This window comes from Rossellomorea sp. NPDC071047, assembly GCF_050270195.1.
GTDB lineage: Bacteria > Bacillota > Bacilli > Bacillales > Bacillaceae_B > Rossellomorea.
The window spans coordinates 38,318-63,750 of the sequence record NZ_JBNNJT010000006.1; the positions used below are offsets into that span (position 1 = coordinate 38,318).

General features: G+C 41.0%; 27 protein-coding genes. 3 read left to right on the top strand and 24 right to left on the bottom strand.

Translation table 11 applies throughout. The annotated features are described in order from the left end of the window. Nucleotides 1–135: 135 nt before the first annotated feature. The 4 genes from ACQKFO_RS18645 to ACQKFO_RS18660 all read right to left on the bottom strand — a co-directional run bounded on the left by ACQKFO_RS18645 (nt 136) and on the right by ACQKFO_RS18660 (nt 4,100). Nucleotides 136–954, bottom strand: a complete 819-nt coding sequence (locus tag ACQKFO_RS18645) for a lipid II flippase Amj family protein (protein WP_427600332.1) — start codon at nt 952–954, stop codon at nt 136–138. Between the two features lie 85 nt (nt 955–1,039). Then, a complete protein-coding gene (locus ACQKFO_RS18650; protein WP_427600333.1) occupies nt 1,040–1,441 on the bottom strand; it encodes a cytidine deaminase in 402 nt (133 codons plus the stop codon). Nucleotides 1,442–1,804: 363 nt separating this feature from the next. After that, nucleotides 1,805–2,764: an LLM class oxidoreductase gene (locus ACQKFO_RS18655; protein ID WP_427600334.1), complete on the bottom strand. Its 960-nt coding sequence runs from the start codon at nt 2,762–2,764 to the stop codon at nt 1,805–1,807. 130 nt (nt 2,765–2,894) lie between these two features. Next, complete coding sequence (locus tag ACQKFO_RS18660; protein WP_427600335.1) at nt 2,895–4,100, bottom strand: MFS transporter; 1,206 nt, start codon at nt 4,098–4,100, stop codon at nt 2,895–2,897. 369 nt (nt 4,101–4,469) lie between these two features. Between ACQKFO_RS18660 and ACQKFO_RS18665 the strand changes: the two genes are divergently transcribed. Then, complete coding sequence (locus ACQKFO_RS18665) at nt 4,470–5,435, top strand: quinone oxidoreductase family protein (RefSeq protein ID WP_427600336.1); 966 nt, start codon at nt 4,470–4,472, stop codon at nt 5,433–5,435. Nucleotides 5,436–5,610: 175 nt separating this feature from the next. Here ACQKFO_RS18665 and ACQKFO_RS18670 read toward each other — a convergent pair whose 3' ends face one another. The 17 genes from ACQKFO_RS18670 to ACQKFO_RS18750 all read right to left on the bottom strand — a co-directional run bounded on the left by ACQKFO_RS18670 (nt 5,611) and on the right by ACQKFO_RS18750 (nt 21,271). Then, the gene (locus tag ACQKFO_RS18670; RefSeq protein WP_427600337.1) at nt 5,611–5,799 is read right to left on the bottom strand and encodes a hypothetical protein; all 189 of its coding nucleotides are present in this window, start codon (nt 5,797–5,799) and stop codon (nt 5,611–5,613) included. Nucleotides 5,800–6,012: 213 nt separating this feature from the next. Next, nucleotides 6,013–6,465: a GNAT family N-acetyltransferase gene (locus tag ACQKFO_RS18675; RefSeq protein WP_427600338.1), complete on the bottom strand. Its 453-nt coding sequence runs from the start codon at nt 6,463–6,465 to the stop codon at nt 6,013–6,015. Between the two features lie 183 nt (nt 6,466–6,648). Next, nucleotides 6,649–7,203 (bottom strand): nitroreductase family protein, encoded by a 555-nt coding sequence (locus ACQKFO_RS18680; protein ID WP_427600339.1) that lies wholly within the window; start codon nt 7,201–7,203, stop codon nt 6,649–6,651. Nucleotides 7,204–7,352: 149 nt separating this feature from the next. Next, nucleotides 7,353–8,954 carry an ABC transporter permease gene (locus ACQKFO_RS18685; RefSeq protein WP_427600340.1) on the bottom strand — a complete coding sequence of 534 codons (1,602 nt, stop codon included), beginning with the start codon at nt 8,952–8,954 and terminating at the stop codon, nt 7,353–7,355. Beyond that, nucleotides 8,954–9,862: an ATP-binding cassette domain-containing protein gene (locus ACQKFO_RS18690; RefSeq protein ID WP_427600341.1), complete on the bottom strand. Its 909-nt coding sequence runs from the start codon at nt 9,860–9,862 to the stop codon at nt 8,954–8,956. Before ACQKFO_RS18690 ends, ACQKFO_RS18685 begins: the two co-directional genes overlap by 1 nt. Nucleotides 9,863–9,866: 4 nt before the next feature. Then, complete coding sequence (locus ACQKFO_RS18695; protein WP_427600342.1) at nt 9,867–10,511, bottom strand: TetR/AcrR family transcriptional regulator; 645 nt, start codon at nt 10,509–10,511, stop codon at nt 9,867–9,869. A gap of 245 nt (nt 10,512–10,756) precedes the next feature. Then, nucleotides 10,757–11,290: a chloramphenicol phosphotransferase CPT family protein gene (locus ACQKFO_RS18700; RefSeq protein ID WP_427600343.1), complete on the bottom strand. Its 534-nt coding sequence runs from the start codon at nt 11,288–11,290 to the stop codon at nt 10,757–10,759. Nucleotides 11,291–11,320: 30 nt separating this feature from the next. Beyond that, complete coding sequence (locus tag ACQKFO_RS18705; RefSeq protein WP_427600344.1) at nt 11,321–11,986, bottom strand: HAD family hydrolase; 666 nt, start codon at nt 11,984–11,986, stop codon at nt 11,321–11,323. An 86-nt stretch (nt 11,987–12,072) separates the two neighbouring features. Further along, complete coding sequence (locus tag ACQKFO_RS18710; RefSeq protein ID WP_427600345.1) at nt 12,073–12,474, bottom strand: hypothetical protein; 402 nt, start codon at nt 12,472–12,474, stop codon at nt 12,073–12,075. Between the two features lie 126 nt (nt 12,475–12,600). Then, complete coding sequence (locus ACQKFO_RS18715; RefSeq protein WP_427600346.1) at nt 12,601–13,371, bottom strand: hypothetical protein; 771 nt, start codon at nt 13,369–13,371, stop codon at nt 12,601–12,603. 166 nt (nt 13,372–13,537) lie between these two features. Beyond that, nucleotides 13,538–14,008: a DinB family protein gene (locus ACQKFO_RS18720; protein WP_427600347.1), complete on the bottom strand. Its 471-nt coding sequence runs from the start codon at nt 14,006–14,008 to the stop codon at nt 13,538–13,540. 301 nt (nt 14,009–14,309) lie between these two features. Then, nucleotides 14,310–15,323 carry a hypothetical protein gene (locus ACQKFO_RS18725; RefSeq protein WP_427600348.1) on the bottom strand — a complete coding sequence of 338 codons (1,014 nt, stop codon included), beginning with the start codon at nt 15,321–15,323 and terminating at the stop codon, nt 14,310–14,312. After that, nucleotides 15,307–15,861 carry a sigma-70 family RNA polymerase sigma factor gene (locus ACQKFO_RS18730; protein ID WP_427600349.1) on the bottom strand — a complete coding sequence of 185 codons (555 nt, stop codon included), beginning with the start codon at nt 15,859–15,861 and terminating at the stop codon, nt 15,307–15,309. The genes ACQKFO_RS18725 and ACQKFO_RS18730 overlap by 17 nt, the downstream gene beginning before the upstream one ends. Nucleotides 15,862–16,044: 183 nt before the next feature. Next, nucleotides 16,045–16,467, bottom strand: a complete 423-nt coding sequence (locus ACQKFO_RS18735; RefSeq protein WP_427600350.1) for an SRPBCC family protein — start codon at nt 16,465–16,467, stop codon at nt 16,045–16,047. A 166-nt stretch (nt 16,468–16,633) separates the two neighbouring features. Beyond that, complete coding sequence (locus tag ACQKFO_RS18740; RefSeq protein WP_427600351.1) at nt 16,634–17,602, bottom strand: glycerophosphodiester phosphodiesterase family protein; 969 nt, start codon at nt 17,600–17,602, stop codon at nt 16,634–16,636. Nucleotides 17,603–17,883: 281 nt separating this feature from the next. Then, nucleotides 17,884–20,472, bottom strand: coding sequence for a phosphoenolpyruvate synthase (ppsA, locus tag ACQKFO_RS18745; RefSeq protein WP_427600352.1), 2,589 nt, complete (start codon nt 20,470–20,472; stop codon nt 17,884–17,886). A 313-nt stretch (nt 20,473–20,785) separates the two neighbouring features. Beyond that, the gene (locus ACQKFO_RS18750; RefSeq protein ID WP_427600353.1) at nt 20,786–21,271 is read right to left on the bottom strand and encodes a GyrI-like domain-containing protein; all 486 of its coding nucleotides are present in this window, start codon (nt 21,269–21,271) and stop codon (nt 20,786–20,788) included. A gap of 112 nt (nt 21,272–21,383) precedes the next feature. Between ACQKFO_RS18750 and ACQKFO_RS18755 the strand changes: the two genes are divergently transcribed. Further along, nucleotides 21,384–22,346: a helix-turn-helix transcriptional regulator gene (locus ACQKFO_RS18755; protein ID WP_427600354.1), complete on the top strand. Its 963-nt coding sequence runs from the start codon at nt 21,384–21,386 to the stop codon at nt 22,344–22,346. 47 nt (nt 22,347–22,393) lie between these two features. Here the strand turns inward: ACQKFO_RS18755 and ACQKFO_RS18760 are convergent, their stop codons facing one another. The 3 genes from ACQKFO_RS18760 to ACQKFO_RS18770 form a co-directional block, all read right to left on the bottom strand. Beyond that, on the bottom strand, nt 22,394–23,056 hold the full coding sequence (locus ACQKFO_RS18760) for an AraC family transcriptional regulator (RefSeq protein ID WP_427600355.1): 663 nt from the start codon (nt 23,054–23,056) through the stop codon (nt 22,394–22,396). A 60-nt stretch (nt 23,057–23,116) separates the two neighbouring features. Continuing rightward, nucleotides 23,117–23,464: a VOC family protein gene (locus tag ACQKFO_RS18765; RefSeq protein ID WP_427600598.1), complete on the bottom strand. Its 348-nt coding sequence runs from the start codon at nt 23,462–23,464 to the stop codon at nt 23,117–23,119. Between the two features lie 241 nt (nt 23,465–23,705). After that, complete coding sequence (locus ACQKFO_RS18770) at nt 23,706–23,945, bottom strand: hypothetical protein (protein ID WP_427600356.1); 240 nt, start codon at nt 23,943–23,945, stop codon at nt 23,706–23,708. Nucleotides 23,946–24,293: 348 nt separating this feature from the next. On the opposite strand from ACQKFO_RS18770, the gene mraY reads away from it, so the two are divergent. Continuing rightward, nucleotides 24,294–25,244 (top strand): phospho-N-acetylmuramoyl-pentapeptide-transferase, encoded by a 951-nt coding sequence (mraY, locus tag ACQKFO_RS18775; RefSeq protein WP_427600357.1) that lies wholly within the window; start codon nt 24,294–24,296, stop codon nt 25,242–25,244. Nucleotides 25,245–25,433: the final 189 nt, after the last annotated feature.

Here is a 25,433-nt window from a genome sequence, read left to right on the forward strand (position 1 = left end):
CCAAATATTTCCCTTCGTTTTCATCAGCTTGCTCTCCTTTTAGAATGAATTAGAATAAATAATCGTAAGTTTAACCTAAATCACTTTCTCTCTCAGAGCATCTTTCATCTCCTGATGTAATATCATAGTTTTGTCTTAATGAACAAAAAACTGAGACATCCAGGCAATATAGTATGAGCCCGGGATAAAGATCAGTTGAGCGATCACTGTTCCAAACAGTCTAGAAATGATCATCATGATGGAAAGACCTTTTAATTCTGTATAATTCCCCTTCCCATTTGCCACATCATCAGCCAACACGGAAATCTTTGGATCAATGAACAGGGTAAGTAAAATGGTTGCGATACCATTGATCAACCCCGAAGCCATGGTCGCACTGTGTCCTCTATCAGGTACGATGATAGCAGCATATAGCGCAGATAGAACACCAATCGTGTAAACCGCTGTAATCATCATATTGATGAAAAACAACCTCTTGGGAATTGCCCTGAAATTGATCCCCGTCAAATATCTTCTACCCGGTTTGGCGAAATGATTGATTCCTCTTTTATAATGGTCATTTTTAAACCCAAGCTTGATCAATCGGGGAACAGAACCTCCCTGCTCTGAAAGATGGATAATCCCTCTGGAGAACAAAGCAACGAATGTAGGCAATAATACAATTCCCAGGATTGTCCCTAAAGTCGATGCACCAATCAACACCCTGAATTGCCCTTCTATCACTTCTAATTCTCTGCCCTCAGGTGCAGCATCGATGAGACCGCCTGTAAAAGGCTGCTGCATCATATTCGACATCCTTGAAACAATGACCATCATATTAAACAAAGAAAGACCCGAAGCAATTAGCTTCACCCTTGCCCCGGATAACCGGACAGCATAAGCAAGGGTTTCAATGCTATGTATAATCAGAATAAATAGTGCAATCGATATAACTGGTAACGAAACAAACTCCACGACTACAGCTCCCTTTTTTATCCAAAACATATTATAGCATTAAAAAAAGGAACATTCCGTATTTTTGAAATGTTCCTTAAATTCGTTATTTTCTATATGCCTCATACCAGTGAAAAGGTTGTACTTCTTTTAAAGTCTTAAATAGTAGGTCACCTTCAGGATGAAAAATTCCAACCTTCACGCTCGTTCCCCAATAAAACAGCCTCTCCTGACATATACCACAAGGTGTTAGAACTTTGTACTCGGAGTTTTCATCATCACGCACGACACAAATGGAATGAGTCACTTCAGTATCCAGTTTATGTGCTTCCAGTATGGCTCCCGTTTCGATACATAGTTCTGTTGAAGCATTAATGATTTCCGGGGAAACACTAGTGAGGATTTCTCCGCTTTTTGTATACATGGCAGCAGCACCTCCCCAGCCTGTCGGGTATCTTTTTTCGATTAAGGCTACCGCTTCTTCGAAAAGTGTTGTTTCAATATTCATCTATTAGCCCCCTCTAAAATGTAAATTACAAACTTTCTATGTACTCTATACTACGTTCGACATTTTCATTTTACCAGGCGAATGAGGACTGAAATCTTTCTTTTCTACCTCGAATTCTATTGAAATCAAATGAAATATTTGTATTTTTGTTTAAATGAGCACTTTTACAGAGTAAAACCCTCACTCAGTACTCTCTCCAGCGTTTTATGATCCGGTTTTGGGAACTTATGATCCTTAATTTCTGTATATAATCCCGATTATCATTTTATGACCCGTTTAGGGCTTCGATCGTCTTCCCAACAAAAAAGAAAAGCTCCCAGGCATTTGATCAAATACCTGAGAGCTTCGGTACAGTTTATCCTTTTACTTCTGAACCGCCGGAAAATGTGGTACCACATACTCCCCCAGTTCCTGAATAACTTCATCAGCCGGACGCTCACTGTCAAACAGTGCAAAGAAGAGATGATTCACTCCGGCGGCCTTATAGATGTTCAGCAATTCTATGAGATAGTTCCGGCCGATCCGGAAGCCAAGGCGGATCGGTGATGGGATTTCATTCGGATCCTCGGCAAGATCGAGGTGCATCGGTTGGCTGAATGGCTTGAAGAGATCTGGATGGTACTCTTCTACAAGGCTTCTCCAACGGTGGATGGTCACCTCTTGATCATGAGGACTGCGTGGATAGTACATCCACCCATCTCCATGTTCAGCGAACCACTTCATGTCCTGCTGGGCATAGCCGGTAATGAAAGTCGGGATGCGTGTGGTCGGTTTTGGAACCAGATTCGCCACGCGGATATCCCCTCTCGTTGACTCAATATGAGGAAATTCACGGTACAGGACGTCCTGTAGATAATGATAGGCTTCTACGAATGTCTGCCCCCGGTCCGGATGGGATGCACCGAGTGCGGCAAAGTCAGCCCGTCGGTCACCCGATGATACACCGAGCAGAACCCTGCCAGGGAACAATTGATCAATAGTGGCGATTTCCTTCGCGACACGCAATGGATGGCGAAGCGGCAATACCGCCGCAGCCGTTCCAAGTGCAATATCATTGGTCTTCCCTGCGAGATAGGTTAAATAAATCATCATGTCATAGATCTGCCCGACTGCGGGATCTCCAAAGTTCGGATCCACGAGGAGAACATCCCTGAACCAAAGGCTTGTGAAACCAAGTTTCTCTGACAATTGTGCCAGTTCTACCTGATTCTCCATCGTCGGAGTGTCGAAACGGTAATTTTCAAGGGGAATGTGAAGGCCTAACGTCAATTCTCCCTCTTTATACATGCAGTTATAAGCTTTGTGATGTGAGAATGGATTCATCTTTTCCTCTCCCTTTTTTCATTTGGCAGGTGGCGGCGTATTGGGCCGCCACTGTCCAACTGGTCATGAGAATATCCTTTTTGCCCAAACAATGGTTCGCTCTTTCCATGCTCGAAACTTTCTAACTTCCTTAGTCTGATTTTCGTTCAATGCCGCGGAGCCATGCTGTTAATACAACGGCCCCTGCCACCATGATGGCACCGATCCACGGGGTATGGATCAAGCCGATTCCATCCACGATCATTCCGCCGACAAAGGAACCGATGGCGATCCCGACGTTAAATGCAGCGATATTCATGGCTGACGCCACATTGACTGCTGACGGTACATATTTTTCAGCCAGGTTCACAACAAGGACCTGTAGCCCTGGCACGTTCATGAAAGCGAATAATCCCATTAGGAAAATCGCGATGAGACCTGCCACTTTAAATGGTGCTGCAAAGGTAAGAGCTACCAAAATGATGGCTTGCAGAACAAACATCCAGAATAACGCTTTTAACGGATTTTTATTGGAAGCTTTCCCACCGACTACATTTCCAATGGCAACGGCAATCCCGTATACGAGAAGGATGATACTTACCCATTTCGCGCTGAATCCTGTTACGTCTTCTAATAATGGTGTTAAATACGTGAACGCGACGAACGTTCCGCCATACCCAAGGGCTGTAATGGCAAAGGCTAATAATAACTTGCCGTTTGTTAGAATCTTCAACTGTTCACTGAACTTGGCAGGTGGTGATTCTTTCAAGTTTTTCGGTACAAGGATGGAACTGGCAATGATTCCTACAATCCCAAGAAGAGCAACTCCCCAGAATGTGGCTCTCCATCCGAATGCCTGTCCGATGAATGTTCCGAGTGGTACTCCTGTAACTGTTGCAACTGTCAATCCTGTGAACATAAAGGCAATCGCACTGGCCCGCTTATGTGCAGGCACTAGATCGGCCGCAATCGTCGATCCGATCGAGAAGAATATCCCGTGTGAAAATGCTGTGATAAAACGTGCAACTAACAATAGTCCAAAGCTTGTGGACATCGCAGCAACCGAGTTTCCTACAATGAATACGAGCATCAAGGACATAAGCAGAGATTTTCTGCTCATCTTACTGGTCAATGCCGTCAACACCGGTGCTCCGATGGCCACTCCAATGGCATAGCCTGAAATCAATAATCCTGCGAGTGTGATCGATATCGATAAATCATCGGCAATCGATGATAATAATCCAACGGGAACAAACTCTGTCGTTCCTATTCCAAAGGCACTGATGGCCAGGGCAAGTAACGCCGGTGTGCCGCCTTTCGTTTTTGACTGATTTATAGTAGCTGAAGTTGTACTCATAACGAAACTTCCTCCTTAAATGTTTGAATGAAATGAGAAACGAAGGCGCCTTCCGTTTCTCTGTACACATAATGATAATGGGTACAAATATTTATTAGAAGTACGCACTTTAAAGTCATGTAGGTACTTTTTTGTAACCTAGAGACTATTTAGTGCCTATATACCTTTCAAACCTCTTCCGCGAAATCCGGTAGGTACTGTTTGAAAAGCTAAACTGAATTATGAAGGATAGCTAACTTTTTGGGAAGAACGCACTTTGAAGTGGCATAGGCACCTGGAAGTACCTATGAACGGTAAGCTCTTTCCTAGTCAAACGCCTGGGAAGTGGGTACACTAAATAAGGAATGATGTTATAGAGGAGAGTATATGATGAAAGCACTTGTGTTTGAAAAATTTGGTGGACCGGATGTCCTGCATTATCAAGAGATCGATGTGCCCGAAATCGGACCGGATGACGTTTTAGTGGAAATGAAGGCAATCGGCCTGAACTTCGCCGATGTATATAGAAGAAAAGGAAACTATCACTTAGCAGGAAATCCTCCGTACATATGCGGTTATGAAGGGGCAGGGGTTGTCAAACGTGTAGGTAGCAACGTGAAAAATATCGAAGTAGGAGACCGTATCGCTTTTGCCGATGTACCCTATGCGAACGCTGAACTTGTGGCCGTACCAAAGGAAAAAGCCATTCCGCTGCCGGAAGATATATCGTTCGAAACAGCTGCCTCCCTTTTATTACAAGGGCTCACTGCTCATTACTTAACGAAAGACAGCTATAGTATCAAAAGTGGGGATACAGCTTTAATCCATGCGGCTGCAGGCGGAGTGGGACAGCTCCTTGTCCAAATCATCAAGATTTTAGGTGGCACAGTCATTGGGTTAACTTCTTCGGAAGAAAAAAGGACAGCTGCCCTGTCTATTGGAGCTGACCACATGTTTTTATATAGCGAAGACTGGAAGCAGCGAGTCGAGGATGTGACTAATGGTAAAGGCGCGGACGTAGTATATGAATCCGTAGGTTCCACGTTAATGGACAGTTTTGAGGTCACCCGCATCGGAGGGACGGTCGTATTCTTCGGTATGGCTGGAGGCGATCCAGTTTCCGTTGATCCCCGAATGCTGATGGACACCTCGAAAACTCTGACAGGCGGAGACCTATGGAATGTATTGACGTCTCACGAAGAACGGGTGACCCGCTCTCACGAATTATTCGGATGGATTCAAGAAGGGAAGTTGAAGGTTTCTGAACCAACGGTCTTTCCATTAAGCGAAGGCGCAAAAGCCCATGAATACCTGGAAAGCAGAAAAAGTACAGGAAAGATTTTATTGATTCCTTAAAAAGGACAGACCTATTTACGCACATCCATTCACACATCTTTCCAAAACGCTGATTGATTATAGAGTGATCATTAGGATGACGAATTCAGCTGTTAAATGAACCTAAAGAAAGCCATAACGAATTCAGCTATTCGTTATGGCTATAACGTTAAATGTAATTTCGGTTATCTTCATACTATGAAACAACCTCAAATTTCAAGGTGTTTCGATATACTTGGATATACTCACCGGTTGACTTATTCATTACTTGAGACACTTCGTTGGTATGCGTTACCTCAAACCAATCATTTTGTATATCCACCATTAATTTTATTTCCACATCACTTTTTCCATATTTTAATCCACTAAAAGATAATTTCGCCATCATTATCATCCCTTTTAAATGAAGATTATGGGTCGACACTTCATCAGTTTCTTAACTTTATTATAAGGTATTTTCCAAAAAAATAGTGTAATTATCCTTATGAATGATAGTGCATTTTCACATGTAAAAAACGATGTTAAAAGTAGTTATATTTAGTGTTCACTTGTAGGGACCGGGTCTTTTTTCAGTTTCTACCTCTTGCCCCCCTGCCGTCTATAAATCCTGAGCTAACCGAATCATATCCCGGCACTGAATTCCATTCTCAACTATTTCTTCTGAATAGTGTCTGATGAAAAAGTCCATATCCACACCAACGATCCTAAATCCACATTTCTGATAAAGAGCCAATTGGCCAATTCCAGAATTCCCGGTACCCACTTCAATGGTCTTGTAGCCTTTGGATCTTGCTACCTTAACAGCATCCATCACCAGCTGCTTTCCAATCCCTCTGCCATGCATCTCTTCCGCAACCGCCACATTCACTAATTCGATGGTCTCAGGTCTTGTTGGAAGGAGTACATACACTCCAACCATTTCCTGTTCAAGTTCAGCTACAAAGCACTCTCCGCGAGTAACATATTCTTTTACGATTTCTTCTGAAGGATCGGCCAATAGCAGTAATTCCATTGGGAGATCTTCATCTGGCTTTCGTTTTCTAATGATCATTTTTTACCTCGCTTAAAAAATTTGGGATTTCTAACATAAATCATTATACTACCCGTTTACTGAAAAGATAAAAGGCAACGATTTCTTATGAGTGGTGTTAAGACCGATACCACAAAAAAAGACCCAACCGTATGGCGAGTCAAGATTCGTTTGCTTTTTTTAAAATAGGACTTTCCCCAGGAATTAGTTCTTGTAAACCGTCAACTTCTCTTCTGCTGATGTTCGCTCCCTCACCTGAGGTACTTTATCAAAGTATCCCATATGCAAGAATCCAACAATTTTCTCGCCAGGCTTCACGTTTAATAAGTCACGCACTTTTGGATCATAAATATGTGGATTCGTTTTCCATACAACTCCAAGCTTTTGTTCCCAAGCCAGCAACTGAAAGTTTTGTATGAGCGAGCTGACCGCACCAAAATTCTCTTCCCATTGCTTTTGTCTCGGATCTTCCTCCATGACCACAATAAGGAATGCAGCCGGTTGGCTGAAATAATTCCTTCTATTCTCCTGCATGTCTGGAGAAAATGTCTTCACTAACTTTTCTACAAAGCCTTCCTTCTCTTTTGTCGATACAAAAATAAAACGCCAAGGCTCTCTTAATCCATGGTTCGGTGCCCAGATGGCATCGTCCAATATCTCAAGCACGGTTTCCTCTGTCACTTCTTTATCTGTATATCCACTTTTAATCGAACGGCGTTCCCGAATGATGTTTGCTAAATTCGATTTTGTATTTTCCATTGTACAATCCCCTCACATAATAGATACCATATAAATGATAACAATTATCATTCTCATTTGTAAAGGTATATTTCTGTAAAACTCTGATATATTACCCTGGCTCAAAAGGACCTCCAGTGCGGCTCACTGGAGATCTTATTCTTCAACTATTAAATTTCAATATCGCGCCTATTAAAGCCAATAAATCCTGCCACTGTCAGTACAACGGCAATCATGCATAAAAGTAGAAGTGGCATGAAAGAAAAGTCATCAATTGGTGTTTGCGGCACGTGACCATAAGGTGAGATGTTGCCAATCCAATCCGAAAATTGGAATAATCCTCCCAGATACAACACGATAAAAGAATAAAAAACATAAAGCCATATCATGCTCGTAAGCTTTGGCAAATACCCCATAAGAAATACAGCTATACTGATCATGACGAGCATGGCTGGATAGTAGGACAGGGCTGCGCCAAAGATCATCTCAAAAGATAATCCTCCTTCCACCACTGCATTCCCCGCCGACCATAGTCCGAGCGCTGCAAGGGAAATCATGACAAAACCATTAACAATAGAAATGATGAAGTAACTGCCCAATAGTTTTGTTCGTGAAACGGTTCTGCTTAACAGGTGGAAAATTCGTTCCTTCTTCTCCTCCCCGCGCAGTTTATTCATGGACATAACGGGAGGGACGGTTGCAAGCAATGAAATGACGATCATCAACATAGGGATGAATTGTTCTATCAACGTGACCCCTTCCGCTGGTTGAAGCAGTTGTTTCATTGCTTCGCTTTCAGAAAAAAAGGATTCGAGATCTCCTAAAACAGATCCATAAGAGGCACCTAACACATACATACCAATGGCCCAAGATATGATTCCGGTTCGTTGCAATCTTAATGCAAGACCGATTGGACTTTGCAAAAAGCGGGATGCATGTTTTTTTCCTGGTTTGGATGGTAAAAAGCCACGATCCAAGTCACGAATGGCGTTCAAATAATTCGCTGCGGCATAAAGAACGATTGAAACTGCAATCATTAAAATAATCGGCCACCAATTATTTGTATCGTATACTTCTGCTTTTGTTACCCATGCCAGTGGTGAAATCCACGATAGCGCTTCGTTGCTTACGTCCGTGATGGCCCGAAGGAGATAGGAAAGAAGAAGTACGGCCATTGAATATCCGATGGTACCTCGTGAACTGTCCGACAACTGGGCAAATATGGCTGTTACTCCGGCGAAGAATAAACCAGTTGCCCCTAATGCCGTACCATACAGTAAGGAACCTTCCAGATCAATGCTATCAATCCCAAGGGCAAAGAGACCGAAACCATTGATCAATGCGATTCCAACACACGTAGCCGTTAAGACAAGTAAGACTGCATTTAAGTAGGAAAGACGCCCCGTCGGTAACGATCGAAGCATTTCCAAACGTCCATCCTCTTCGGCAGCTCGCGTGTGGCGAGTGACTAGCAGGATGGACATTAATCCTACCACTGCAGCGGTCATGAGTAACATCTGATGAGCTGTCATGACACCAATCGTATAGTTGCTTAAATCAGCTGGACCCGTCATGGCAGTCATCGCGGGGTTGGCCATTGTTTGGGCCATCGCATCTCTTTCCTGTTGAGAGCTGTACAAATCCTTAAATGCTGTTGGGACTACTAATGTAAAAAATGTAAGGGCCATGATCCAGATTGGGATCCGGATACGATCAAGACGGAAAATGAACGTAGAAAGGGAAGCCGTTTTAGCCATTAAATTGGCTGCCATCAGTGAACACCTCCCACTCCTGTATCCTTTTCTCCTTCATAATGACTCATAAATAAATCTTCCAATGTCGGTGGGGCACTTTCCAGCTTAACAATACCAAATGGACTAATATGCTTCATAACAGCATCCATTTGCTCAGTATCAACCTGAAACGAAATACCATGTTCGCTTTCTTCGATTTCATGGATGCCTTTCAGCTCATTTAAACCTGTTAGCGGCATCTTGGTATCGACCAGCATTTGTGTTCGTGTTAAGTGACGAAGCTCGCTTAAGGACCCAGACTCAATAATCTTACCCTGGCGAATGATACTGACTCGGTCGCACAACTTCTCTACCTCTGATAAAATGTGACTGGAAAGCAGAACACTTTTTCCTTGTCTTTTCACATCCATCACACATTCCTGAAACACCTTTTCCATTAATGGATCGAGTCCAGAGGTGGGTTCATCCAGAATATAGAGATCTGCATCAGATGAAAAGGCCGCGACTAAAGCTACCTTTTGTCGATTCCCTTTGGAATATGTTCTACACTTCTTGGATGGATCTAAATCAAATTTTCTTATCAATTCTTCCCGTCTTTCCCTATTCGTTGTACCATTGAGTTTCACGAATAAATCAATGACCTCTCCTCCTGTCAGGTTTGGCCATAAATTCACATCCCCGGGAACATAAGCAATGTTCTTGTGAATGTCTACAGAATCCTGCCAGGCGTCTTTGTTGAAAATTTTCACCTCTCCATCTGATGCCTTTAAAATTCCTAATAGTACGCGGATTGTGGTTGATTTACCTGCACCATTTGGACCGATGAACCCTACAACCTCTCCTTTATTCACCTCAAGATTGATCTTGTCCAATGCAGTAAACTTGCCAAACTTCTTCGATAAGTTGGTTACTTTCAATAAGCTCATTTGTTCACTCCTCCCCATCTTTATAGAAACATCGCCTCAGAATTTCGGAATAGCTGTTCCATTCATTGAATATCTCCACTCCAACATGATGAAAAGAATCTAACTTCGCCATTTGTAATTCTGCAAATCCAAGCATTGTCCAATTAAGGATATGCACTGCTTTTTCCGGATCTACACCCTCTCGGAATTTTGACCAATCTATATTTTGATAGATCCTATTCAAGCCATCATCCAGAATGCTCCCCCTTATCCGCTCAATATCAGATTTTACTTCCGGTGCTTTCTCGTCACCAATCGATTTAAGGAAATCAAATACTAAGGGGTATTTTTGTTGAATATTTAATTTAACCAATCCCACCTGATAGATCCTTTTGAAAAGGTCCCTTTCATTCATGTCGATTTCCTCAAAAATTTGTTCGATGATTTTCGTTGAATTTTCAATTAAAAACAGGTACAAATCCTTTTTATTTTTAAAATAGTTGAATAGGGATCCTTTTGAAATCTGTGCTTCCTTTACTATTTCATTCGTTGATGCCTTATCATAACCACTGTTAACAAACTCTTTCATTGCTGCATTGATAATTCGTTCTTGTTTTTCTATTTTCAAATTTTTAAATTTAGTACTAATATTTATGCTGCCTCCCTTCACAAAATGACCACTTTGGTCATTTTTAATATAACAATAAATGACCATTGTGGTCAATATTTACTTTTTAAGGATATAGAGAGCCACAAGAGAAAGGTGATCAGTAATAAGAAATGGCCATTCATTTGAACGGCCATTTTTAGCGTTTAAAGTAAATCTAGCAAAGATAAACTCCCTCTATAAAGATAGAACATGAAATTTCTTAGCTGCCAGCTCACATTGTTTGTTTAGTAACAACTCAATAGCTCTCAAACTTTGATTTTCCGTTCGATCATTCTTGCACATTCTTCTGGAGATGTCTTAGTTGTATCAACTGAAATATCATATTGCATACCTTCGTGTACCGCAGCAGCCTGCGAAACGGCCATACCTTGAATTCGGTCCCCTCGTCCCCTCTCCCGGACTGCCGCTACAGTGGGATCACACCTGACACCGACCCACAGAACCTGCAACCCATCCAAGGAAATTTCCCATCTTTTACGAGCTTCTATTCCACTAAGGAAGACATCGTCAATAATGATCCTTGCTCCTCTTCGTGCCATCTCTCCCATACCGTGCCTCCATGCAGATTCCAGGGCACGAAATTCCGTACCTGGAATGACCGACCCATCTTCAACCAGCTTAATTCCGCTATCTTTCTTAAGCATGGCATCGGGCATAGCCTCAATCAAATCGTCAATACTGAACCTTAGCCATGACGCTGTCGATGTATTCTGAAGACATTTCGCGATCGTCGTTTTTCCGGAGCTGGATCCACCGTTTAGGATGATTACGTCTGTCATATGTATAACCTCACTTTAAGAACGATTTGTTCATTTTATCCTACTTCCTATCAGCACATCTTTTATCCCGACGACATTTTTGACAATATAAATGGGATCAGACTCGCTTATCTCTTCAAACGAACCATATCCATACGTCACCCCAATAGAGTCGATTCCGGTATTATTTGCCCCGATAATATCGTGCTTCCTGTCTCCTATCAGAATAAAGTTACCTGGTTCATATTCATTATAGATATCCAGAATGTATTGAATGATCTCAGTTTTTGACGTTCTCGTACCATCAAGGTTGCTTCCTGCAATCAGGGCAAAGAACTGTTCTATATTGAAATGCTTTACTATTTGTTCAGCAAATACAGTAGGCTTTGAAGTTGCAACAACTAACGTAAATCCCTTTTCTTTTAACGTTTCCAATAGTGATGGAATATTTGAATAGAGCTTATTCTCAAACATCCCCTTCTCCTTGTATCGCTCTCTGTAAAAATCAATTGCTCTTTGTGTTTTCCCCTCATCAAAATCGTAATACTCAGCAAATGACACTTGTAGTGGTGGGCCAATAAAACATTCGAGCTCTTGAACATCAGGCACCTCAACATCCAAATTCTCTAATGCATATTGAACCGATTTAGTGATCCCTTCCTTTGGGTCGGAAAGTGTTCCATCTAAATCGAATAAGATGATTTTATAGTTGTTCATATAAGCTCCTTTCAATTGATTTCGGGAACTTCTGAAAACGGATGTTTCTTTTCAGTTGGACAAGAAAATGAATAAAGGTTCGTTTACTATCTTTCAATCTTCAAGACATCCTCAGAAGGAGACAGATGCTCCTTTTCCCCAATCGAAAAATCCGTTTTTTGACGAGAGATTTCTGCATACTGAACAACGTTCCCATCATTAAGAAAAACGATTAAGTAGATATCATCTCTACTCCTGATGTTGCTCGGATCTTCAAATTCAGCCCCCATCCGCTTTTCAATATGCTCTTGAGGAGTATATGGTTCAAACAAGTAAGCTTTATCCCACTTGAAGTCCGTTAATGGTTTGATATTTATTTCCTTAGTATGTTGATCTTTAACTATTGAGTACATGGTTTTCTCAAAGTCTATATTATGTAGAACATCACTTTTGCCACACCCTACGATCATAACTACTATAAGAAGGAAAGAAACTGTTAGTATCCTCATTGGTAACGGTCCTTGATGTCATGCAGGGTCAATTCCCTGAGGTAAACCTTTGGCCATTGAATTGTTATCATTGCTGTTCTCCCTCTCACCTTTTCAATTCATTCTACTGTGTCTAACCGATCGACACTAAACCTGTTCTGTTTGATTAAGCTTATATCGTTCTAATATTTGGATTAGCACCTGTTTATTATATTTCGTTTTCCTCTGAATTCTATCAGCCCATTCTTCTACCGTTTCCAACCTGGAATCCTTCATTAGCCCTTCTGTCGTACTCAGAAAGCTTTCCCAATTATAGAACTCCCAATGAGCGATTTCAGATCTGTATGGAATTCTGCATTCCAGCAATGGGTTATTCTTTATCAAATGTTGAGAATGCTCGGCAGCCTTTAGAAACGCATTCATTTCAATCCGTTGGGTCTGGAAAATTTGTTTCGATACTTTTCCATTCGGTCGATGATACAGAATTTCTGTGCCTGAAGGATGATCTTGAACTTGAACCTCTGCTGCAGGGAAGAACCCACTTACCTTTTCGTTGGTATAATCCATGCTATCCGTATCTATTAAAATGGGGTTCAACCATTGATCACCCAGGTCACAAAGAAATCGTTCCCCTTTATCATTCAATGCGATAACGGCCGCATGAGCATCTTCCGAGTTCAGGTTATGACCGACGGGATACGCCTCGACCCCATCCCTCTTAAACTCATCAAGTAACCATAGTGCAAGATCAAAACAATTCCCGGACATGCCGAATTGTTCCCTGTGCTCACGCATAAGAGAGACATCCCGCTGTTTCTTAATGGTTCCCTGGTAATAAAACCAAACTTTCGTTAACGTCTCCATGGGAAAATCATTGAATTTCCCCCATGTCCTTAAAATGCTTTCTGAAGCTAACATTTGAGTTCCTACCTTCTAAATTGGATTCCGAGATATGCAGATTAATAGGATTATATAATTCATTGATAACGTGGCATTTCTTATCTGGTTTCACTTTATTTCTTTGATCTCCAACTTCTAAACCCGTTATTTTTTTGTACATTCATTCAACTTTCTCTTCCACAAATCAACGATGTGATGGCCAGGACCCCTGCATCTTCCTAATTTGAATTATTTGACCCGTATGGTATGCATCGTGAAGCATGATGTCTAATAACTTCTCTTCAAGAGAATTTTGTTCTAGCATTTCAATTGTCGTTTTACTGAGTGCTTCTCTTAATCCGCGATGAGCCGTTTCAACACGTTCAACGACTGCTATCCATTTTTTGTCATCATTTAATTGATCGGTAAGGTAGAAGGTTTCATTACCATCGAGGGTTTGTGTCCATTCACGTCCTTCTAATTTTGCTGTTAACCTTTCTTTATAATAAATAAGGTGATTAACATTCTCCCATATGGTTTTGGTCGCCTCTCCAGCCGGTCTCCACCTAGCCTGTTCTGCAGTGAGCCCTTCTATTGCAGGTTTGAATGGGGCATACCAGCTCTCCTTGTCAAACGTAGTATCGAGCACTCTTATGAGCAAGTCAGTTCTGTTCATTAGTATCTTCCTCCTTGATAAGGATGTTCCATATAGATAGTACTTCATCAAAAAGTGAATAACTCCTTCTTTAAAAGAGACCATAATAAAAAATGAGGGCCGTACCTCATCTTTCCTTCCCATATACAAAAGCGATCTGTGGATAGGGAACAGTGATGGAACTGTAGGTAAGGAATGGCCCCGTGATATCGAGGAGTTTGTCATTTATGGAAGTTACCTACGAACAAAAGAAAACAAAATCCAAAAAAGCCGGGCATAATCCCGGCTTAACAATTGTTCAATCACAAATCACTTAAACAAGTCACTTCTCAATCCCCAACACAATCACATCAAATAACTTCCCATCCCCGTAAAGCACGAACGCCCACTCACCACGTTCAGGAATAGTAACAGCCGATGGAGTATGAACATCAGCACCATTATTCTCCCCGCCTAGTGGAATGGTCCAGCTCTCACCGTTATTCAATACGGGGTGGATGGTTCCCGTTGTTCGGTGATAACCAACCACTGTTAGTTCTGAAGCCTCCGTGTCCCACAGATGCCACATCCATTTTTGTGGTGTCAAGCTTGGCATATCCGCACCAATGATACCTGATTGATGTTCATTTCCGATAATATTACGTCCAAATATGCTTGCTTTTCGATCCCAGTTGATTTTGTCAAAATCACTTTTCTTAACGTAGTCCGGGATATCTTTCGGTAAAACGACAGGCGTCTCTTCTTCCTTTTCAGCCACACTCACGACAACATCACCGTAAGCCTCGCCGTCAAGGTAGACTTCATACCTCCATAAACCACTATAAGGAACTTGAAAGCTGGTGGTGAAGCGCTGTAAACTTGAGTACCCTGGTGATGGTTCGGTTATTTTTTGAGGAGATAATACTTCAATACGTTGACCCGTTTCCTTGTGAACCGCCAAAATGGAGAGTTCTTTTTCTTTAAAGATATCAAAGGGCTCCTTGAAACTGAAAATATAGCCATAAGGCTTTCCCGCATGAAGTTCAGGGTCAGGAAAGATGCTGAATACGACTTTCTGATTCTCCTTATAATCGTGTGTTACTTGCCATGTGTCTGGGCTGCCGTTGATGGTTTCATTCTGTTTGATCAAAAACTCAGTTGAAACGAAGAAGCCTATTAAACAGATGGCGAAAGTGGTCATGAGGAAAATTACGAATGTATTAGGGCTTTTTGTCTTGACCGTACGATTTGTATGAACCGCATTCCTAATCTTATTTTTTTGAAATTCCGTAAAGTGAAGACCTTTGTGAGTCGTAGAATCCATCGCGTTCTTTAATTCTTTAAGCTTGCTCTCCATCATTCCCCCACCTTTCCATCATATCTTTCAGCTTTGTCCTGCCTCTATTCAATCTCGTTTTGATCGTATTGTGGTTCAGACCTAAAATCCCTTTAATTTCTTCAATCGAACATTCTTCATAATAATATAGCGTGATCACTTCACGGTACTTTACAGGCAAGGACAATACACACTTGGAAAGAAACTCTTCCTCACTTCGCTTAAGAAGACTCATTTCAGGTAACAAGTCCCTTGATATGAAAAGGGAAAAAAGACTTGAATTCATCACCACTTTCTTAAATGAAGAACTCTTCAAGACATCCTTCGATTGATTAATGACCAGGCGATAAATCCACGCTTTGAAAGATTGAATCTCATCTATTTTTTCATGATGCTTGTAGCATGTGATAAATACGTCTTGAACAATGTCTTCGGCCTGTTTCCATTCTTTCACATAGTTATAGGCTAACTTGGTGAGCCGTTCGCCATACTCATCCATTATCGTTTCAAGCCAGGCATCCCGATCTTCAAAGTACTCCTCATCCTTAACTTTTCTCACACGATCCTCACCTCATTCCCCTTTAATGCTAAGACGAATCAATCAGGGTTTGGTTTCATTTTTTATAAAAAAACTAACTCTAACAGGTTGTAAGACAAGAGGGACGGACCTATGCTTACCTAAAGCTGAAGGTCCGTCCCTCTTCTCTTACCAAATGATATTATTTTTCACTTACTCTAAGTCTCACTTAACCAGCGCTGCTCTAAGGTTGACACCATACTCCATGTATCCTTTTAAGCATGTCAGCATGTATACCCAGCCCTCTTTATTGTCTAGTAATTGACTGATAAGGTTTTCGTTGGTCTCATCGAACCCTTCTTCTTTGACTACTACAATTGTGCTGCTTTTTTCTTCTTGCACAAATGTTATGGTTACTTTATGGTTTACTGCCCACTCGAAGACAATCTTCTTATGCTCTTGAATTTCTTTTATGTCTATATCACCTTGTGCATCATATTCTTCATATCTTAAAGTAACAGTCTTACCTTCCTCCCACCTTTCAGAACTTGAAGAAAACCAAAAGTTACCTATTTTATCTGGATCAACAAATGCCTCAAAAATTTCATGTGCCGGTTTTTGAATTCTCATTTGAGAGAGATTATTCACACATCTTCCACTCACTTTCATATATTTTGCGTTATTTTATTTATATACTGTCTCTATTTCTTGTCCATTTATTATACCATTTCGTTTTCAATAATCTTATTTCTTGAAGCGGTACCCAATGCCCCAAGTGGTTTCAATAAATTCAGGGGTTGAAGGCACCCAGGAATCAATTGTTTATAATAGGGACTATCCGGTCTATCCTATTTGTCCAAATACCACCATTATAACTCTCTGGAACACGCTCAAGGTCTGCCTTCTCATCAAATCCTTCTGACCAGTCACCATCACCGGCAACAAGAATAACCCTCGTATTGACATCTTCCATTCTATTAATAAACTTATCGGGGAACCCCCAAAGGTAAGAAGCATACTTCTCGGGTATATGAATTTGCGTATTTTTACAAGAGCCAGGTATATAGCCTGTCCAACTTAACGCTTCATAAGAGAGTAGACAACTCTTTAGTGTCTCTTTTGACATGACCCGCATTTCAGGCAATTTCTTCTTTAGAGTCTCAATGGGTTCATCCCCGCCATATACTGATAGATCACCTATCCTTTCCTTTGAATACGCAGAAAGGTAATCGGCTAACCGTTTTCCTTCCGTTGGATCGTTACTCTTAATGTGAATTAAAAATTCCTTGTTTGGAAAGTGGGTTAATACTTCATTTAATGTTGGGATCTGTCCTATGCCTTTTCCTCTAAAAGGATACGTCTTTCCATTGTCAGCAGTGTAACCATATCCTATATCCAGCTTTCTCAGTTCTTCCATTGTGTGGTCTCTTGTCTTCCCAGAACCATCCGTTCTACAATCAAGGGTCCAATCGTGGAAAATGGCAAATTCCCCATCTTTCGTAGGCTGAATATCCATTTCGACTATATCCGCTCCCGCTTTGAAAGCTGCTTGCATTGAAGGAATGGTGTTTTCCAGGTAAGGGTGTTCGGGTTCAAAGATAATTTCTGCTGTACACGTTTCGCCCGTAATACCTTCCATAGGAAAGGTTTGAGCCAAGCCCCGATGAGCCAAAAGGATTGGCTCTCCTTTTCTTTCTTCAGTAAACACAGAGCTATTATTTAGATAAACAAAAATTGTTAATGTAAGGCAGACTAGTATCGTTAATTTTAAGCATTTTTTCATTCGTTTCCCATCCCTATCTAACATCATAAATTCACTATCCACGATTTAAAGTTGTAGAATTTTCAGACAGTGTACCCTTTACATATATTTAATTCCCTTTCATTACATTTGTCTACTGTTAACAACACTCATGCTTTATAAACCGTATGTAAAAAGCGACGCAAGTGTATATTTTGCGCCGCTTCATATAATAATTGACATGAATCATATTTGTGTCTGTTTTGTCGTAATCTTAGTGGTTCCCCATGGTGACACACCGCTCAGTTACCTATCCGTGTCCATTACAACAATTCAATATACCCCTCTGTTCCATTCACGCGAATTCTTTGCCCGTCTTTTATCCTTTTGGTAGCATTTTCGACCCCAACTACTGCCGGTAAGCCATATTCACGTGCGATAACGGCACCGTGGGTCATCAGACCACCAACTTCGGTGACTAAACCTTTTATTGATACAAATAATGGTGTCCAGCTAGGGTCGGTAAAGGTGGTGATTAATATATCACCATCTTGCAGGTCTGCTTCTTCCATGTTTACAATCACACGTGCGCGCCCTTCAATCACTCCTGATGAGACAGCTAAACCAACGATCGCTCCTGCCGGAAGATTTTCCCGTTTGTATTCCCCGGTGATGATTTCACCCTCAGACGTGATCAAACGTGGAGGAGTTAGTTTCTCATATAAGGTGTACTCGTCTTTTCGCTCATGGATGAGATCCGCTTCCAGTTCGTGGGTCCGTACGACTTCCCGTAATTCTTCAAACTTAAGATAGAAAATATCCTCTTTTTCATGTAGGATGTTCTTTTGAACGAGTTGTTCGCCTTCTTTCAATAATGCCTGCTTATAGACGAAGTAGCGATTGATCATGCCGTATTTCGGATATTCACGATACCCGCTGAAATTCCGTATGATGTTGATCCTTCTATTCGTTTCTCTCACCTTTTGTTCACCATCGGGTAATGACTTCAATCGCTCTAGTAATTCTTGTTCTTTATGAATCGCTTCCAGCCGTCCTTCCTCAAATTTCCGCTTGCTTGCATGTGGCTCAAAGTTTTTGATGTTACTAAGAATCATCGGGAGAAGTGACGCTGGCTTTTCGCTCCAACGTGCTTTCGAAACATCGATTTCTCCGCTGCATCTCATTCCAAATTTGGTGAGAAAAGCATCGATGGCTTCCCGGGCTTCCTGTCCACCATCGACTTTCACCAGTTCATCCAGAAAGGGATCCTCTTTTACATGTCGTAAAAGATCAATGACTTCCGGATATGGACGCAGCACATCGGCTACATCCATCAGGGCAAGGCCCATTTCAGAAGTAATATTGTTCGAAACAGATTGAGACAGCGTATCCGCCACATTTTTTTCTCCTAACCACTCGTACATATGATCATTGATCCAGAATGAAGCATCCATCGCAGCCATAATCACCCGTGAACTTTGAAGGTCGAAAAGAATCTTCTTTAATTCCTTGATGTCTTCTAAGATGAAGTCGAATAATTCGGATCCTGATTTCATTTGAATGGTTCGTTTTAATTCTTCTATCGAGGTTTCACTTCTTTTGATCAACTCAGCGACGATTGAAGGATCACTGTCGATTGGATCCACACCCGCCTGACTTGGAGCAGGTGTTCCTTCATCATCTACTGTTTTGAGGAATCCTTCCCTTTCTACGATTGTGGTGAGGGCGTCTTTTATGAGTGGTTCGGATTTCCCCAGTGAATCGATGAATGTTTGTCTATTGGCTACAGAAGCTAAACGAGGCGTGCAATCAACAAACAACCTCCCACCTGCCACTCTCATCGGCGCAGGAGTCGTCAACAGGTAAAAGGACAAACCGAGCGGCTTCATGGCATCCGTCATCATTTGCTGGTGACCGACCGATATATACACATGATTGTCCCCATCAGCCGCTTCCGGGATCGGGAATAAGGTCGTAATCGGCCGACTTTGGACAATGTAGAAGGTGTCGTCTTCCAAGCACCATTCAATATCTTGGGGACAGCCAAAATGTGCTTCGATCTGTCTACCCAGGCGTGCCAGTTGTACGATCTGTTCATCTGTAAGGGCTGCTGCCATCTGCTGATCCGGATGGATGGAGTGTGTCTCCGTTCCTCCACCATTCCGTCCATGGATAGCCAATTTCTTTGATGCGATCCTCTTTTCGATGATCTTTCCGTCCTTCACTTTATAATTGTCCGCTGATACCAAGCCGGAAACCAATGCTTCACCAAGTCCAAAGCCTGCGTCGATGGAGACTACCTTCCGGTTGGAACTCACTGGATCAGCGGTAAAGAGAATCCCTGAAACCTGAGGGGAAACCATTCTTTGAATGATGACAGAAATGTGAATTTCACTGTGGTCGAACCCATTTTGCATATGGTAGATGACTGCACGATCAGTGAAGAGGGAGGCCCAGCATTTGCTGATATGCTCCAGGATGGCTTCTTTGCCGATGATATTGAGGTAAGTGTCCTGCTGCCCTGCAAAAGAAGCATGAGGCAAGTCTTCGGCCGTTGCACTAGAACGAACGGCATAAGCATGGTCTTCTCCGAACCGGGAGAGATATTGAGTAACGGCTTTCGCAACACCGGAAGGAATGGCTACCTCTAGAAGGACTTGTCTGATCTTCCGGCTGATTTCACCAATTTGATCCCGGTCCTCTGGTATGAGCTTGGTTAATCGATCCAACAAAGCGTGATACGTTTCATTTTGTTCAGTCGCTCTTTGAAATCCAACGGTTGTCACACTAAATCCTTCTGGTACTTGTATTCCCTGAATGTTTGATAACTCCCCTAAATTCAACCCTTTTCCCCCAACGAGCATTAGCTGTGTTTGTTCCATTTCCTGAAAACTGAGAACCAAGGAACTCATTCTACATCTCCCCTATCCATCAATGTTCTATTGATTTTAGCAGTAGAAAATGGGAATAAACAGTCTATAATAAGAATCTTCCTCATGCTATAATGGTATTAGGAAGAGATAGAAATTTATAATAAACAACGAAATTCCGGGTTTGAATCCCATTGAATAGCCTGTAAAAAATCTCTGAGTTATATTGCTCCAGAGCTTTTTTTATGGAGTTTTTTCGTTAAAACCTCCGCTTTTGGAATAAATACAACAAGAAAAGCGTAATCCAGTCAAAGGATTACGCCCTCATCATAACGAACCTTATTCCCATGTTCCTTTATTTCCTAACAACAGGAATCCACATTTCACCAAATACCTGCCCGTTTCGGTGCCCCATTTCAACCGTTGCATTAGGTGCACCAACATAAGCAACATCCTTTTCTTCTGGTAAGACTTGACCAAAGGCAATGGCAGTAACCATATTATTTAATTCTTCAGCCGTCTTCCCTTCGCCCTTCACAACCACATATTCTCCCTTAGGAAACTGAATCACTCTAGCCCCATCCGGTACTGTTGACGATGCCTCTGCCATGACGCCTGCATAATGCATCATTTTATTATTCACCGCTTCGTTCACTGCAAAAATGTAGTCGTTTGTGGCTATGGCTTTTAAAGTATCAAGCCTTCCATCTTCGCTTACAGCTTGCCAAAAATCCGCCTTTTCCTTACTCAATCCAGCAAAATCAGTATAATCGCTCTTAAGATCGGTTCCTAATCCTATTACGATAAAACCGTCTTTTTCTTCCAACTTATACTCTGCCATATTTCAAACCATCCTTTTGTTCATGTATTTCAAGCGATTTGTCTCCATCACTTGATAAATATATAATAGCGTTAAATAGTATCAAAAAATGACACCTTTTCTGGAGGTCCTGATGAAAAAAGTTGAACGAATTAATGTGATTATGAGATATATCAACAACCGGGCTCACTTTACCATTTCTGAAATCATGCGTGAGTTTGACGTTTCCAGGTCGACAGCTATTCGAGATATCAGGGAAATTGAGTCCATGGGGATGCCACTTGTCTCAGAAGCTGGAAGGGATGGGGGTTATTTTGTCATGCACAATTCTGTCCTGCCTGAGGTCCGTTTCACCGATCATGAAGTGAAAGCTCTATTTATTGCCTTTATGGCGACACGAAATCAGCAGCTCCCTTATTTAAAGAGCCGACAATCAATAGCTGAAAAATTACTCAGCCTCATCTCAGAAAGCCAGCAAGATGACCTGATTCTCCTGAACCAGCTCTTGCTGTTTGAAGGAACCAATCCCCATAATCCCGACTTGCTGGACCTATCAGACCTCCCCCATCCCATGGTGGAAACACTTTTCCAAACCCTCCTTTTGGATAGGTATTTATGGCTCACGATCCAAGAAGAAAAGGATATCAAATCTTATCCCATCTATCTGCTGCACCTTTACCATGAAAAAAGCTCCTGGATCATTGAAGGTTTTGACTTAACGGAAGAAAAGAAGCGGATTTTTCCCGCCGACCTCCTCCTCGACATCAAACCATACTCGCCGAAAAAAAGACTGAGAGAGCAAGAGATTATAGAAAAACTGAAAATGCGGGAAGAAGGAATCAACCTTGTCCTGGAACTTGGTCCAAAAGCGATTGCACAGTATAAAAAATACCATCCTTTAAGAGTTTCAATCGCCTATACGAATCCTTACCAAACCACAGCCATTCTAAAGACTTTTGTTCATGTTCATAAGCCCGATGAATTAACCGAATTCACAAACTGGTTGCTTTTCCTCGGCAAGGATCTCAAGATCAGGGAAATACCAGAAAAGATCTCAGAAAATGTACGAAGGGGATTAGACCTTTACCGGGAATAACAGCGGTCTGATTACATTTCCCCTTTACATTCTATTCCTATAGGATGTCATACATTTTGACGATATGACTTTATCATTTCATAGTATTGTGTATCTCCTAAGCCGTGGTCTTTGAAATTTTCGATTAGAAGAGACACCAGTTCTTTTATCGGGACGTCCTTGTGCTGTTGAATATACAACATAAGATCACTATCTTTCTTAAGGTAATTCAAGTACAGTTCAACCCCTTTGTATAAAGGGCTTGGATGAACTTCCTCAGGCATGGCTTTATGAATCAATACTTGCTTATAGAGTTGATCATATCCTTTTGCCTTTAGACTGTAATGACTTTCAGGTTGAAAATCATCACCGACAAGATAGAGGTCAATAGAACCTTCATATTCTGTTTGATCTAACCAGGCGAGTATGGTGAGAAGATTCATTTGACAAAACATATCCTCATCAAACCATAGTGCTATATGATCAAAATCCCCACAAAAGAGAGGCTGCAAAGGTTTTATGGTGATTTCAGCATATTGCGCAGTTGTTACTTGATGAACATTCGCACGCATTTCGATAAATTCATCGGTAAATAAATCTCCGCAGGTTTTCCCATAACACATTGCCTCGTTGAAGGGAATCATCCATTCGTCTTCAAGAAACTGTGTCTCTTTGAAATTCTTATACATTTCTGTTCCATTTAATATATGTACGGTCCCTGTTGGATTCACATTAACACCTCCTGTTCTGTTGACTTGATTCTGTAGCATTTCTCTATACCGTATACTTACTTATTTCTCCCACAGCTCAATCAGTCTACCTTCAGGATCTTTAATCCAAATAAACGTACCAAATTCACTAACCTCTTTTTCCTTTACAAGAGGTACACCGACTTGTTCCATATGCTCAATCGTCTCGTTTATATTATAAACTTGGAAATTCAACATCACTTGCTGTTCCGTTGGGAAGTAAGGATCATCTTCAGTAAAGAAAGAAAAAATGGTTTCATTTCCTGATTGGGGTTTTATAATAGTCCCATTCCAATCTTCCATTTCTATCTTCAACACTTCACTGTACCATTTTTTTAAAGCATCCTGGTTTTTAGTCCTCCAAAATATTCCCCCGAAACCTTTTATCATCATAATAAACTCGCTCCCTTCTCTACTTTCTTTCATTTTCCGTTTAAGTTAGAAATTCAAGAAATAAAAACAAATTCCTTCTTCAATCATACGATAGTTGAAGAAGGCAATATTCGGAGGTCATCGATTGACATTGCCTTTCCGACGTTATTATTCGTCTATACTCCTTGCCTTACAAAGTCCCGCCTTTCCAGACTTCAATCCGTGAAAATTATAAGTGTACATTAACATACTGTAGCTTTTAATTTTCTCTCAGATAATCAGCGTGTCTTATAGAAATGATTCTTTTCTTTTCATTAACTGAAAAGACACAATCCCAAGTTGGTTTTACCTGTATTTCGTCATTTGAATTCATCCAAATTACAGCATTTAATTCAAATGAGTTTTCCATAATAGCCATTTTTCTTTCTTCTTTATCGACAATAGTAAACAAGCTTTCATCTATTTCTATTTCCCAATTAAAAAAAGAGATCTTTTTCATTTCTTTCCTCCCCAATAAATTTGATTTACTAGTGACATTTTTTATCTATCAAGATTTTTAGTTCTTCCCTTCAACTCTTATAAAAATAGAACAAAAAGTATTCTAACAAATTCCATTACATATAGTTGATATATTAGTAGATTTTAAGGTTTATTTAAGGATTGCTTATGGCCACCGAGTTTTTTCGAATGCGGCCAATGAATTTTTGTTTAACTTCACCATCTTCTTCTATAATTCTTCTTTTAGGCATTATAGATGTAGAAAAAGTTTTGAAAATAGTTTAGAGGATATCTCCAGTCTTACTAGAACTTATTTATAGAAAGTAAATAGAAAAGGGGAAGATAAGAAGTGATCGATCAACTAATTCCGGCTATTATTGCTTTTATATTAGTCTCCATTTTATCCCCGCTATTCATTGCACTCTTACGAAAATTAAAGCTCCTGCAACCGATAAGAAAAGAACTTCCTTCCAATCATCAAATCAAAAAAGGGACTCCGTTAATGTTTGGAATCATTCTTTTCATCGGTATAATTGTATCGTTATTTTTTTCACCTACACCACTGATGTATTTCCTGGCGATAACGTATATATTATTCAGCTTTATAGGTTTCCTGGATGATTTTTGGAAAGCGTCACGCCAGGATCCTGGAGGGGTATCAAGTAGAACCAAGCTTATTTTCCAATTTCTCTTTACGGGGGCTTTGCTTTTTTATTTGATGAGTGAACTCGGAATAGACTCAACGATTGGTATTTATCAAAATCTCTCTTTGAATCTTCCAATAGTGGTATATTTCATTGTCATCACCTTATTTATTGTCGGTTCTGCAAATGCCATTAATTTTACAGATGGCTTGGACGGCCTTTTAGGAGTTGTCGCCATTCCTACTTACTTTTTCTTTTTTATGATTTCAGACAAAGCAGAGGTTCAGCTTTTTTGTCTAATCATGATCGGATGCTTACTCGGTTTTCTCATTTATAATATCTTTCCTGCCAGAGCTTTTATGGGGGATACAGGGTCATTAGCGATAGGGGGTTCCCTTTCATTTCTTGCCATTATCGAGAAAGTTGAGATTCTCATTCCCGTTTTATTCTTTATCTATTTTGCTGAACAGCTATCGGTCATATTACAGGTTGCTTCATTTAAATCGACAGGGAAACGAATCTTCAGAATGACTCCGATTCATTATCACTACGGTTTAAAATATGGCTGGGGTGAAACGACCATTGTTACCGCCTTTGGGTTTGTTTCGTGGATTTGTACGTTTATCTGTTATGCTTATTGGAAGTTTGTTCTCTAGCCATAAGGTAAAAGTGGCTGGGACAGAACTAAAAAATCACGGAATAAAGAGGTTGGTTCTTAATACCGCTAATGATTTCCGTGCAACCGCTGGAGACTGCTAAAAACAAATGGACCAAGATAAAATAAAAAACCCGAACCAATCCGCCTCTAAGTATCGGACTGGTTCAGGTCTTACTTAGACTAAAAC